11 protein-coding genes are annotated in these 13,169 nt (G+C 69.2%); 3 read left to right on the forward strand and 8 right to left on the reverse strand.

The genetic code is table 11. From position 1 onward, the window contains the following. Window positions 1-317 precede the first annotated feature (317 nt). The gene (locus tag KME66_RS02665; protein ID WP_216318480.1) at window positions 318-854 is read left to right on the forward strand and encodes a hypothetical protein; all 537 of its coding nucleotides are present in this window, start codon (window positions 318-320) and stop codon (window positions 852-854) included. A gap of 147 nt (window positions 855-1,001) precedes the next feature. Here the strand turns inward: KME66_RS02665 and KME66_RS02670 are convergent, their stop codons facing one another. From KME66_RS02670 to KME66_RS02695, 6 genes are all read right to left on the reverse strand, one after another. Then, window positions 1,002-2,276 carry a hypothetical protein gene (locus KME66_RS02670; RefSeq protein ID WP_216318483.1) on the reverse strand — a complete coding sequence of 425 codons (1,275 nt, stop codon included), beginning with the start codon at window positions 2,274-2,276 and terminating at the stop codon, window positions 1,002-1,004. Window positions 2,277-2,329: 53 nt separating this feature from the next. Then, a complete protein-coding gene (locus KME66_RS02675) occupies window positions 2,330-3,379 on the reverse strand; it encodes an aspartate-semialdehyde dehydrogenase (protein ID WP_216318486.1) in 1,050 nt (349 codons plus the stop codon). A gap of 27 nt (window positions 3,380-3,406) precedes the next feature. After that, a complete protein-coding gene (locus KME66_RS02680) occupies window positions 3,407-4,381 on the reverse strand; it encodes a GlxA family transcriptional regulator (RefSeq protein ID WP_216318489.1) in 975 nt (324 codons plus the stop codon). Between the two features lie 104 nt (window positions 4,382-4,485). Further along, entirely contained in the window at window positions 4,486-4,899 is a 414-nt protein-coding gene (locus KME66_RS02685) for a helix-turn-helix transcriptional regulator (RefSeq protein ID WP_216318492.1), read from the reverse strand. Window positions 4,900-5,069: 170 nt separating this feature from the next. Further along, on the reverse strand, window positions 5,070-6,527 hold the full coding sequence (locus KME66_RS02690) for an aldehyde dehydrogenase family protein (RefSeq protein WP_253208215.1): 1,458 nt from the start codon (window positions 6,525-6,527) through the stop codon (window positions 5,070-5,072). Between the two features lie 68 nt (window positions 6,528-6,595). Continuing rightward, window positions 6,596-7,888 carry a hydroxyacid-oxoacid transhydrogenase gene (locus tag KME66_RS02695; protein WP_253208216.1) on the reverse strand — a complete coding sequence of 431 codons (1,293 nt, stop codon included), beginning with the start codon at window positions 7,886-7,888 and terminating at the stop codon, window positions 6,596-6,598. Window positions 7,889-8,416: 528 nt separating this feature from the next. Between KME66_RS02695 and KME66_RS02700 the strand changes: the two genes are divergently transcribed. Together KME66_RS02700 and KME66_RS02705 are read left to right on the forward strand one after the other, a co-directional pair. Beyond that, window positions 8,417-9,760 carry an MFS transporter gene (locus KME66_RS02700; RefSeq protein WP_216318498.1) on the forward strand — a complete coding sequence of 448 codons (1,344 nt, stop codon included), beginning with the start codon at window positions 8,417-8,419 and terminating at the stop codon, window positions 9,758-9,760. Between the two features lie 73 nt (window positions 9,761-9,833). After that, complete coding sequence (locus KME66_RS02705; RefSeq protein WP_216318501.1) at window positions 9,834-11,078, forward strand: ATP-grasp domain-containing protein; 1,245 nt, start codon at window positions 9,834-9,836, stop codon at window positions 11,076-11,078. A gap of 128 nt (window positions 11,079-11,206) precedes the next feature. Here the strand turns inward: KME66_RS02705 and KME66_RS02710 are convergent, their stop codons facing one another. Then, window positions 11,207-12,310, reverse strand: a complete 1,104-nt coding sequence (locus KME66_RS02710; protein WP_216318504.1) for a M14 family metallopeptidase — start codon at window positions 12,308-12,310, stop codon at window positions 11,207-11,209. A 110-nt stretch (window positions 12,311-12,420) separates the two neighbouring features. Further along, window positions 12,421-13,137 (reverse strand): hypothetical protein, encoded by a 717-nt coding sequence (locus tag KME66_RS02715; protein ID WP_216318506.1) that lies wholly within the window; start codon window positions 13,135-13,137, stop codon window positions 12,421-12,423. Between the last annotated feature and the right edge of the window lie 32 nt (window positions 13,138-13,169).

Raw genomic sequence — 13,169 nt, forward strand, 5'->3', positions numbered from 1 at the left:
GCTCAGCCGAACGGGGGATGACATGCTGGGGCTCCGCGATGGCACTCCGACACGGCCGTTGCCGGCCCTGGGAGCCCGCTGTTCCGCCGCGGCCTGATGAAGACCTGGAGATTCCCTTCATGCGCAGTACACACCGCATTCCTCTGATACTCATCGCGGCTGCGGTCACGGTACTCACGGGGTGCGCCGGGCAGGAAAACCATCGGCCGACGGACCTGGAACCCACGGGAGGCGGGGCATTCGACGGTGGGGCGGGCGGCGAGTACGGGCAGCCGGAGCCGACGCCGGACGTGCGGATCGGTGCTACGAACAGAAAGATGCGACAGCAGTCCTTCCATGCGTCGGGTACGACCACGGCCTTCCCGGGCGCCACCCAGGAGACCTGGTGGGATCCGGACCACGGCCTCCACATGCGGGTCACCGGCAGCATGTCCGGAGACGTGTACTGCAAGGACGGAACCTCCTACACGAGCACGCCGCTCTTCGCCGCCGCGCTGGCCCAGCGCGGGCAGCTCATCGAGGTTCCCGACCGCCTCAAGGACGCCTTCGTCACCAGTGAGGCCGGGGACTGTGACATGTACTACCGGATCCCCGACATGGTTCAGGCCGCTCCGGACAAGGACCGCCGCGTCAACGGCCGACAGGCGTCGGCCTTCGAGACGCCCACCGGCAGCACCCAGGACGTCTACTTCCTGGAGGACGGCCGGCTCCGGCTGATCCTGGTGGAGTCCACACGCGCCGGACGGGCGAGCACCACCAGGTACGACTCGTACGGCAAGGGGTTCGCCTTCACCATGCCCGCTCCTGCGAAGACCATGACCGTCGCACAACTACGCGCCGCCGCCCAGGGATGACCACGCCGGCATCCTCACCCGCGAGCCAGGTGCTGACGGTCGCTTCACACCATGCGTGGCAGCCTGCGGTTGCGCCCATGTACGTGGCGAACGTCGACGGGGGCGTCCCCGTCCGCCGGCCCACTGATGGGTCGGTGCAGCACGAGCTCACTGCGGGCAGACGTTCTCCCCGTCTGCCCCTGTTTCCTGCTCTCCTCTCGCATCGGGGTGTTGGGGTTCCCGGCGCCGTATTCCGACCAGGACATCGCTGTGCGCCGAGCGGGCCTTGAACACCGGTGTCGCGGCTTCCCGAGGAGCGTCTCCCCCAGTCCGCGGATACAACTCCGCGTGGCACCGCCGGGCCTCCTCCGCTGCCTCCGCCCGCGGCACCACGCTGTGTTCGGCGCCGGAGTCCCAGCCCAGAGCGGTGATCAGGCAGATGCCGTCCATGCGGTGCGCGGTCCGCAGGTGATCGGTCGATCCACGTGCTCCGGCCGGTACCGTCAAGCAGGCCGTGCCCGCCGTGTCGAACTCCGTGACCACCAGTCCCTCGGCGCGCAGTTGCTCCGCCGCCGCCCCGCGCTGGTGCGCGGAGGGAAAGCACCAGACGTCGCTGTTCTGGAGGACGACGACCGCCGCCGCTCCGGGACCCGTGCACACCTCGGTCCCCTCGCCGGCGGACTCGCTCCACGGAAAGGGACGGCAGAGCAACCGAACGCCCCCTCGCTCCGCCCAGTCGACGGCCGACTCATGGACAACCTTGGCACCGTATCGCGACATCCGGCGCAGGCTCTCGTAGTCGATCCGGTCCAGCACGCGGGCCGCCGGGACCAGATACGGGTCGGCGGTGCACACACCGGGGACGTCGGAGAACAGTTCGCAGGTCTCCGCGCCGAGCGCGGCGGCGGCCGCCACCGCCGAGAGGTCGGAGCTGTTGCGGCCCAGCATGACTGTGCGGCCGGCCGCATCGACGGCTTGGCCGCCGGGAACCACCACCACCGGGCAGTCGGCGAGGGCTGCGGTCAAGGGTTCGGCACTCGCCGCGACCAGGCACGCGCGGTCGGACGGGCCCTCCGCGACGAAACCGGTACCGGCCGCCTGGAGCGGCTGGGCAGGTACCCCCTCAGCGTTCAGAGCGGCGGCGAGCAGCGCGACACTGACCGTTTCTCCGGTGGTCAGGAGCATCGCGGCGGTGTCCGCGGGCGGGTCGTCGACGAGGGCGTCCAGGGTCTGCTGAAGGCGGCCTGTCGTACCGGACATGGCGCTCACGACGAGGACGAGGGGGCGCCGTTCCTCGGCCAGGCGGCGCGCCGCGTACTGGGCGACGCGGTGAAAGCCCTCCAGTTCGGAGAAGGCAGAGCCGCCGAATTTCAGGACGATCGGCGGGCCGTCGACCGGATGGCCGTGCCGCGCCCCGGGCCCGGAGGATCGGCGGTGTTCCACGCGTTTCCCCGGCGTGGCGTCCTCCGGTGTGTCGTGAGCCGCCCGGCGAGTCGTCATCCGAGCCAGCCGTTCCCGGTGGCGAGCTCGACGATCTGGAGGGCGTTGAGCGCGGCTCCCACCCAGAGGTTGTCGGCGACCACCCAGAGCGCGGCCGCACGGTCGTCCTCGGGTTCGACACGTATGCGCCCGACATGGACCAGTGCACGGTCCTCCGCGGTGGCGAAGACGGTGCGTGGCATGGGGTAGGAGGGGCTCTGTGACCTGGGGTAGACGCGCAGCCCGTCCGTCGCGGCCAGGGCCTTCTCCAGGGCTGCGGGCGTGACCGGCTCGCGCAGCCGTACGTGCACCGCCTCGGAGTGGCAGTCGAAGACCGGCACGCGCACGGCAGTTGCTCTCAGCCGCAGGCCGGGCAGGCCAAGGATCTTGCGCGGCTCGCGGACGAGCTTGCGCTCCTCGTGGGTGAGTCCGGTGTCGTCCTGGAGGCCGATCTCGGGGACGAGGTTGAATGCCAACGGTTGCCCGAACCTGCCTCCGGGGGCGCCCTGGGCCTTCGGGTCCTCCAGGATGGCCTCGGACTGCCGTGTCAGCTCCCGCAGCCCGTGCACACCTCCTCCCGAGGCCGCCTGGTAGGTGGCCACCACGACGTCCTCCAGCCCTGCCAGTCTGTGCAGCGGGCTCAGGACGCGGACGAGCTGGATGGTGGAGCAGTTGGGGTTGGCGACGATGTTGGGCCCCGGCCTGGTGTCGAGAAGGCCGGGGTTGACCTGCGGGACGACGAGAGGGACGTCGGGACGCATCCGAAAGGCGGAGCTGTTGTCCACCACGAGAACCCCGGCCGCCGCGAGGCGTTCCGCCTCGCGGGCACTGATCTCGGCGCCGGCTGAAAAGATCGCGACGTCCAGCCCGTCGGGGTCCAGTTCGTCCAGAGTCACCACTTCAGCGACGGGGAGTGACAGGCCCAGTTCGGCGCGCAGGTCGCGGCCCCTGCTGCGTGCCGATCCGACGGGCACCACTTTCTCCACCGGCACGATGCCCCCGTCGAGCAGGGCCAGGCACTCCCGGCCCACCGCTCCGGTGGCGCCGACTATCGCGATACGCAGCATGTATGTCCTCCTGTTGCCCGATGGGGCTCAACGCGTGGGCGTGTCGGTCAATCGGCCGCGAAAGGCGCGGCGATAGGCGTTGGGGGTGGTGTTGAGGGAGCGTAGGAACTGGTACCGCAGGGCCGCCGCGTTGGCGAAACCCGTGCGGGCAGCGATGGTCTCCATGGTCTCGTCGGTGTTCTCCAGCAGCCGCTGGGCGCTGAGCACCCGCTGGGCCAGCAGCCATCGGTAGGGAGTGGTCCCCGTCTCCGCGCGAAAGCGCCGGGCGAAGGTCCGCGGTGACATGCAGGCACGCATCGACAGATGCTCGACGCTGATCTCCTGGTCCAGGTGTTCTTCGGCCCAGACGAGCACCTCACGCACGCCGTCTTCCCCGTACTGGGCGACGGGCCGCTCGATGTACTGGGCCTGACCGCCCTCCCGGTGCGGGGGAACCACCATGCGCCGGGCGATGGCGTTGGCGACGTCGCTGCCCTGGAGCTTGCGCACCAGGTGGAGACAGGCATCGATACCGGCGGATGTGCCGGCCGAGGTGAGGATGGGGTCCTCGTCGACGTAGAGCACGCTCGCTTCGACCTTGGCTCGCGGATAGCGTTCGGCGAGCGCGTCGGCATATCGCCAGTGGGTGGTGCAGCGGCGTCCGTCCAGCAGTCCGGCGGCGCCGAGGACGAAGGCGCCGACGCAGACGCTGACGACCCGGGCTCCGTGGTCGACCGCCTGGCGCAGGCCCTCCAGGAGGGCTGGGGGGAAGTCCCTGGTGTGGAAGTCGTCCCCGACCGGGATGGCGATCAGATCGGCTTCTGCCATCCGGTCGAGGCCATGGGGTGTGCTGATCGTGAATCCGGGCACCGCGCGCACCGACGAAGACTCTGCGGCAACCAGCGCGAAGTCGTAGGCGGGCAGGCCCTCCTCCTGACGGTCGATTCCGAAGACCTCGCATATGACACCGAGTTCGAATGGATGGACGTCCTCCAGCAGGACCGCGACTACGTTCTTCAACATGGCACCCACTGTGGCAGTAATGCGTGGTGTTCTGACAGCCCTCGGACTTTTCCTTGGCCGGATCGGTGTTCATACTCGAAGCACGGACTTGAGTCGGTGGAGCGTCATTCGGTGTCACTCGGCGGCCGTGACGCATCATCGGAGGCAGGAGAATCGAGGGAGACGATTCCGCAGCGGATGCCCAGGACCACGGCCTGTGTACGATCGGACACGCCGGCCTTCATAAAGAGGGCGGACAGGTGGTTCTTCACGGTCTTCTCGGAGATTCCCAGCGCTTTGGCAACACTCCGATTCGAATTGCCCTGCGATATGAGCACGAGAATCTGACGCTCGCGGTCCGTCAGGAGGTCGAGCGCGGAGCGTGCGGCGAGGTTCTCTGCGGAAGGGGTCGATGCCGCAGCCGCCCGCAGGTTTTGAATGAGGTGTTCTTGGGCCTCGAGCGCGTCCTGTGCCTCGGCCAGAGCTTTGTGCACGCTGGCGACGACCTGGGCCAGGGCAGCTATGGGTTCTTTCGGCACCCCGCATAGGCCGCAGCACCCTCCAGCCCTCGACTCCGCCGCGGGCACTCGCGCAACACGTGACATGGAATGATCCCCCTCCACTGGTCTCCATCGGCCTGAACGCGTTCTCAGCAGGTACGGCGCGCCCGCAGGGCCGCAGAGCCTGAGCGGGGCGATCCGGTACCAGGTCAGGCGGGAGGGCCGGAGCGCATGGCCACCGTCTTGCAGCGCGTGTACTCGCGCAGTCCCTCCAGCCCCTTCTCCACTCCTATCCCCGAGCGCCGGTAGCCGCCGAACGGCAATTCGACCCCTCCGGCCGCGCTGTAGTCGTTCACGAACACCTGTCCCACCCTGAGCCGTTGGGCGAGCCAGTGGGCGGCGGTCACGTCGGACGTCCAGATCCCGGCGGCGAGTCCGTACGTGGTGTGCTCGGCGAGGACGACGGCCTCATCCAGCGTGTCGAAGGGCGTAACGCACAGGACCGGTCCGAAGATCTCTTCGTTGAAGGCGCGGTGCTGCGGGGTGACCCCGTCGAGGATGGTGGGTTCCACGTAGAAGCCCTCGGCCCACCCCGCCCCTTCTGGCACTCCGCCGCCGACGACAACCTCGGCGTCCCTGGCCCCCTCCGCCAGGTAGCCCAGGACACGCGCGCGCTGTCTCGCGGAGATCAGCGGTCCCATGTCGGGGTCGTCGGCCCCCGGGCCGATGCGCAGCGCGGCGAATCGTTCGGCGAGGGCGGCCACCAGGTGGTCGTGAACGGACCGGTGGACGAGCAGCCGGCTACCTGCGGAGCAGTTCTGACCAGCGTGCTCGGTGATGGCATCCACGAGCTGCGGCACCGCGCGCCCCGCGTCGAAGTCCGGAAGCACCAGCTGGGCCGACTTCCCGCCGAGCTCCAGGGTGACAGGCACAATCGTACGGGCGGCGGCGCCCATGACGAGTTCGCCGACCTTTCGCGACCCGGTGAAGGAGATCCGGTCGATACCGGGGTGGGCGGCGAGCGCCGCCCCAGCCTCCTCCCCGTAGCCGGGCACGACGTTCAGGACTCCGGCGGGGAGTGAGGCGCGCTCCGCGAGGGCGGCCAGCAAGAGGGAGGTGAGGGGCGCGTCCTCCGCAGGCTTCAGGACGCAGCAGTTTCCCGCGGCGATGGCGGGGGCCAGAGTCCTGGCGGCGATCTGGAGGGGATAGTTCCAGGGGATGATGTGGGCGCAGACGCCGTACGGTTCGCGCAGGGTGAAGGCCAGTCGGTCCGGGCGCTGCTGGATCGTTTCGCCACCGAGTGCTTCGAGGGCGTTGGCGTAGAACTCGAAGTAGCGGGCGGCGACGTCGGCGTCCGTGCGCGCTTGGCTGATCGGCTTTCCGGTGTCCAGGGTCTCCAGGCGTGCCAGCTGCTCGCGCTCCTCGCGCAGAGCGTCCGCGATGCGGCGGCAGAGCCGGGAGCGCTCCGGAGGTTCGGTGAAGCGCCAGACCGTCTCATGGGTGTGGCGGGCCGCCTCCACGGCGGCATGGACCTCGGTGGAACCGCAGCGGGCGACCCTGGCGACGGGACGGGCGTTCGACGGATCGATGACGTCGATCCAGTCACCGGTGGCCACGCTCTTCCCCGCGATGACGGCCGCGTGTCTCGGCAACTCTGCTTCACTCACGGGTGCATCCAGATCGTCGGGGGCGGAGGGACGGAGGTGTGAAGGGACCGGAGGGTGGCGGCGTGTCGTCAGCCGGCCATGGAGGCGGCGATGACCCGCTCCAGGTCACGTGCGGCAACGTCGCGCGGACAGCACACCAGCAGCCGCTGCTGCTTGAGTGCGCCCTCGACGAGGTGCGGCACGTCCTTGCTGCCGTAGCCGAAGTCCTTCAGCCCGGCCGGCCCTCCGGTGTCGGCGACGATGCTCGCCAATGCTGCGGGGAGCACGTCCGCACCGTTGGCCGTGGTGACTCCGGCCAGGTTCGCGCCGAGCAGTTCGGCGGCACGCAGATGGCGCTCGGGGGACGTGGCGTAGGTGAACTCGAAGGCGGCGGCCGCCGTGGAGACGACCGCGGCGCCATGCGGGATCATCGCGTGGTCGACTCGATACCCCGGGGGGTGATAGTCCCGGACGAGCCCGGCGACGGGGTAGGCGCAGGCGTGCGGGATGTGCGTCCCGGCGTTGCCGAACCCCATGCCGGCGAAGCCGGCTGCCCGGCTCATTCCCGTACGGGCCTCCAGGTCGTCGGGGTTGAGCACCGCGCGCCTGAGGTAGCGGCCCACCAAGTCCAGCGCCTGCTCGGCCCAGATATCGCTGATCGGGTTGGCGCCGATGTACAGCGGCCGGTCGCCGGGCGCTGCGTACGGCGGGCGACGGTCGTAGAGGCGTGCGGTGTAGGACTCGCAGGCGTGGGTGAGGACGTCGTAGCCGGACGATGCGGTGACCGCGGCCGGCAGGGTGAGTGTGTTCGCCGGGTCGACCAGGGCCAGGGTGGGCAGCAGCCGCAGGTCGCTGATCCCGGTCTTCACCCGCAGGTCCGTGACGCCGAGAGCGACCATGGCGGTGCACTCGCTGCCGCTGCCCGCCGTCGTGGGCACTGCTATCAGCGGCTTGAGGGGGCCGGGAACGGCGGCTCCGGCGCCGATCGGCGCGTTGAGGTAGTCGCGTACGGGGCGGCCGGGATAGCTGAGCAGCAGGTTCAGCATCTTGGCCGTGTCGATGGAGCTTCCGCCGCCGAGGCCGACGTAGCCGTCGACCTGAAGCCCCGCCAGTGCACGGGCCGCCTCGGCGCAGCTCTCGTCGGTGGGTTCGACATGGACACGGTCGAACGTGACGACCGATATGCCTTCCTGCTCGATGCTCTTGGCGACCCGCGCGGGCAGTCCGAGGGCAGCCAGCACGGGGTCGGTGACCAGCAGCACTGTCGTGACTCCCACCCTGCGCAGTTCGTAGCCGATCTCGCGGGTGGCACCGACGCCGAACTTGAGAGGGGGAGCCTGCCAGTTGATGATGCGTTCCTGCTCCGGCGCATTTCCGCTCAACCAGAATGGCTCCACAGTCCGACCCCCGCCTTCGTTCACTTGGTGTAGATATCCAGTCGAGACACAGAACGGCGAACGGCACCTGGTGGAACGAATCAGCCGAGGCGGCACATACGTTTCACCGATCATGCAGAATTCGGCCGACTGGCCGCCATACTAGACAGCCGGATTTGGTCACGCCATAGGACCAGAGTCCTATGCCCGAATCACCTGACGGCACATCCGAGGATAATGATTCGAAAACGGAAAAGATCGTTCCGCGAACCGCGCCCCTCTGCCTGGACTTTCCTTCTCCCGCAGCGGTCCAGGAGTCCAGGAATCCAGGATTACGAAATCCTCACCGAACCGCCACGTTCACGCAAGTCCACTCCCAGCCATCTCGCGACCCACCGGAACCATCTCATCCGGTCACCGGTCACCGGTCATCCCGCCCGGACCAGGCGCGCTCTCCGACGATGGCAGTAATTCGTAGTTCATCGTCAGCGCTGACACTGGTGCCGCAGCAGCCGATTCCGCACAGTGAGGACCATGGCACAGATCAACGAGACGAAGGCGTCCGACGAGCCCGGGAAGCGGCACGCGGGAGTGCGTCAGGTCTGGCGCGAGTCACCGCTGGCGGTCAAGTCCCTGCTGTTCGGCACCATGATCAACCGACTGGGCGGCTTCGTACAGGTCTTCATGGTTCTGTACCTGACCCACCGTGGCTTCTCCGACACGCAGGCGGGAGCCGCCCTCGGCGTGTACGGGGCGGGCGCCGTGCTCGGGACGCTGGTCGGCGGGTGGATGTCTGACCGGCTCGGACCGCGGCTGACCATTGTGTCGACGCTCCTGGGGTCGGCCGTCCTGCTGCCGTGCGTCCTCTACCTCGACAACTACTGGGCCATCCTGGCGGTCATCACCGTCAGCGGCGCCGCGAGCCTGGCGTACCAACCCGCGTCCACCAGCATGATCAGCCTGCTCACACCGCCCGAGCGGCACGTCATGATCTTCTCGATGAGCCGACTGGCGATCAATCTCGGCACCACGGCAGCACCGCTGCTGGGCGCGGCGCTGGTGAAGGTCTCCTGGGACTTCCTGTTCTGGGGCGAGGCACTGGCCGTCGTCGTCTTCTCCGCCGTCACCGCCACCACCCTGCCACGCCGCGAACCTGCGACGGCGGGCCCCAAGGCGGACAGCGAGGACGGGCCGAACGCCTCGTACCTGGCCGTTCTCTCAGACCGCAGGTACCTCATGTTCCTGCTGGCGATGTTCGTCAGCTCCGTGATCTACATCCAGCACATCTCCGCCCTCCCCCTGGCCGTGAAGCACCTGGGCATGGACGTCGAGGTGTACGCCGCGATGATCGCGCTCAACGGCCTCCTGGTCATCGCCTGCGAACTCCTCGTCGCCAAGGTCGTCCAGCACTGGCAGCTCAGGACCGCCGTGATCATCGGTGTCCTGCTCACCGGCGTCGGCATGGCCATGTACGCCCTGCCGTGGGGGCTGGCGGCCCTGGTGATCGCCACGCTCGTCTGGTCGCTCGGCGAGATCATCGGCTACCCGTCCCTGTTCTTCGCCTACCCCGCCCAGGCGGGACCTCCCGGGCTGCGGGGCCGCTACCTGGGCGCCTCCAACGCCCTGTACGGCCTCGGCAGCGCCGTCGGGCCGTTCATCGGAGTGATGATCTGGAACCGCTACCAGCAGGGGCTGTGGGTCCTGTGCGGAGTGGTGGGACTGGTGGCGGCGGCCGCCGCATGGGCCGGTGTGCGTCCGCGGGTCGAGACGGACGGGGACAAGAGGGGCGGTGGAGGACCCGCGACCGGGACGGAAGGACAGAACAAAGGGATCGGCGACACCGGAACGGCCGGCACGGAAATCCGCACCGCTACATGACGGCGGCACCGAACCCGGCACCTCGGACGACCGCTCCACCAGCGGAAGCCTTCGCAGAAGGGAAAACAAGAAGATGCCACGCCATGTAGTCCTGGTAGACCCGTATTCCGAGGCGGCCGAGTACGCGAACGCATTCCGGGCGCGCGGGGTCGAATCGGTGGCCGTGCTGAGCACGCCTGCGCCGCTGAAGTCCTATCTGCACGGGTGGAAGCCGGAAGCCTTCGCCGCGACGCACTTCTACGACGGCGACTTCGCGAAACTCGTCGAAACCGTGCGCTCCTACGACCCCGTCGCCGTCATTCCCGGTAACGAGCACGCGGTGATGCTCGTCGACCGGCTCGTCGAGGAACTCACCCCCGGAACGGGAAACGACCCCGCGCTCTCTGCCGCCCGCCGCGACAAGTGGCCGATGCTCCAGGCCGTGGCGCGGGCCGGCATCCCGCATCTGCGCACCTACGCCGCCACGACCGAGGAGGCTGCGCGGGAGTGGCTGCGGGAAAGCGGCCTTGAGGGAGAAGCCCTGGTTCTCAAACCCCGGTGCAGTGGCGGCACGGACGGCGTGCACAAGGTGGAGGCCGGAGAGGACTGGCGCCCCCCTTTCCGGGAACTGCTGGGCTCCGTCAACATGTTCGACCTCACCAACGACAGCATTCTGATCCAGGAGTTCGCCGAGGGTACCGAGTACGTCGTGGACACCTACTCCGTCAACGGCGAACTGGGCCTGGTGGCCGTCGTCCGGTACAGCAAGTCGGTTCGCGGCGACCGCATCGGCGTCTACGACGCGGAGGACTACCTCCACCCCGACGACCCGCTGGTCGCCGTCCTGGCACGCTACACGCGCCAAGTGGCCGAAGCGGTCGGTGTGCGCACCGGCTGCACCCACACCGAGATCATGCAGACGGATCGCGGTCCGCGACTCATCGAGATCGCGGCCCGCCTCGACGGCGGCTGTGGACAGCAGGCGGCGCGGCTGGCCACCGGCGACTCCCAGATCGACCGTGCTGTACGGCACCACCTGGACGACACCTTCACCCCCGGGTACTCCATCGCCAATCCGACCCGGGTGGTCTGGCTTTCCGCTCCCAACGGCGGAACCATGCACAACGCAGAGGTGCTCGACGCTGTGCGCGAGCTGGCCTCCTTCCAGAAGCTGGGCTGCCGTTATCCCAACGGTTCCCGGGTGCCCAAGACCGAGGACCTCTTCACCACGCTCGGCTGGGTGCTGCTGTCCACTTCCGACCAGCACCTTCTGGAGCAGGACACCCAGCAGGTCCGGAAGATCGAGGCCATGGTCGTGGTGGATCCGCTGGACCGGTAGGAGGGGAAGTCGCGAGAACCGGGCCCGTCGGCCCGGCAGGAGTCACCCCCGCGGCCGGAGACGGGCCGCGGGGGTGACCATGTCGTGGGCGGGTCCGACGCACCCTGCCCGTTCAGTGGACCGAACGGCTACTGGCCTTCGGCCAGCCCGTCGACCGCCTGACCGAAGACCTCCCGTGCCCGGTCGAGGACCAGGCGCCGCCACTCGGCGTCATCGGGACAGAAAGCCTCGCGGATCAGCCGCTTGAGATCGGAGCGCACGGCGTCTGCCGGCGGGTGGTGCCGGTGCAGCCAAGCGTCTGCGCACAGCCCCACCAGCACCTCCGGACCGGGCTGGGTGCCGAACTCCAGGGTGATCGCGGTCAGCCTGGTCGCCGCGCCCACCCCGGCGGCGACTGCCGTCGCCGTGTTGCCGACGATCGGGGTGGAGGACGAGGTGCCCTCCTCCGAAGCCGTGAGCGCGTCCCCGTACCACCGGTGCGCCCGCCTTCGGGCGTCGGCGTCCTCACCACCCCGGAAGATGGGCTCGCCGACGCCACGGGCACCGAGGCCCGTGTGCAGATCGATGTAGCCGACGTGAGCGGCGCCCGCGATCTGCTCGGCCACGATCGTCTCGAACACCCGGCGGCCCCACGCGGGTGACGCGCCGCCGTAGAAGAGACCGTCGCGATGGCGGTACTGGCCGCGGGTAACGGCCTCCTGGAGACGCTGTGGCCCCAGCTCGCCGCGCAGCGCGGTGAGCCGGGCGACCAACTCGGCGGGAACGAAGGTGCCGTCGTCGGCCGGGACAAGCGCTGCGTGCACCGCCTCGTACGCCTCGCTGTGCGGAGGAGCCGCGTGGTCGACGAAGTTGCGGTTGAGGTCGATGTTGTCCTCGTTGACGCGCCGCGCATAGGCGAAGCCGTACGGATTGAGGCCGTGGATGAGCAGCACCCCGGTGGCCGGACCCGCGGCCGACCGCGCGATGCCTTCGCCGAGCAGGACGCGGGTCTGGCAGGCAGAGCCGCAGAAGCCCTCGATGCCGTGTGTCCCGGAGACCGCCACGAGAAGCTTCTCCGGCGCGTCGGGGCCCAGGTAGGCGGTGTCCACGGCGAGTTCCTCGCCGTCCGGGCCGCGGTGGCCCGGCAGGACGAAGGATCTCAGGCGCGCGTCGGCATTCCGTGCCGCCGCCAGGAAGTCCGCGCGCGCACGGGCGTAGTCAGGGGGAAAGCCGTGGAGAGACTCGTCGGACATGCTGCCTCGTGGTCGTGGGTTCCGGTGGTCGGAGGATGGCCGATGGGTCCAGCTCCCAGAAGGACGCCGGCCCCGGCAGGCCGGAGCGGCACATCCCGGTACGGGGTGCCTCAGTGCGGCACGGAAGGCAGCGGCACACCGAGAGCCGTGAGGATCGCGTGCGCACCGGCCCGGGTGGGCACGTCGAGCAGGCACAGCACCCGGTCACCCGGCCGGGTGTGCTGGGCGAAGTACTGGTTGGCCGCCGCCAGGCGGCTCAGCGGACGCTCCCGGTAGAGATCGCGTGGTCGGCCCAGACCAGGGACGACGCCGCGCTCCGCATCGAACCGGGCGCCGGGCGCGAGCGCGCCCGCGACTTCGGCTGCCAGCTCCGCCCTGCCGGTGTCCTTCCCTGCGAGGTCCGGATACATGGTGATGTCCGGATGGCCGCTGAAGGCGGACATCGCGCAGTGCACCACGGGGTTGTACGTCTTGAGCGCGATGACCTCGGGAAAGGGACGGCCCCCCGCGAGGAGCCGGCGGAAATGCAGGGCCCAGCTCTCCTTGAAGAGGATGCCACTGCGGTACGCATCCCCCACGAACTGGATCATGATGTGGAGGCAGGGCCGTCCCGAAGGGAGTTCGGCCCACCGCGACGTGAGCAGCGAGACCACGCGGTCGTGGTCACGGTCCACCCCGGCGATGATGTAGTCAGCCTGGGTCAGCATGTCCCGGCGGAGCGTGAAGAGCTGCCGAGCGCGCAGTCCTGGCATGGCCAGGACGAGTCCGTCCACGATCCACTTCTCGGTCCCGGTCGCCAGCTCCCGGCCGGGCGGCAGGGCGGTCACCTCAACCCCCCGCCGCCCGTCCGGCCCTCCGG

Source organism: Streptomyces sp. YPW6 (assembly GCF_018866325.1).
Taxonomy (GTDB): Bacteria; Actinomycetota; Actinomycetes; order Streptomycetales; family Streptomycetaceae; genus Streptomyces.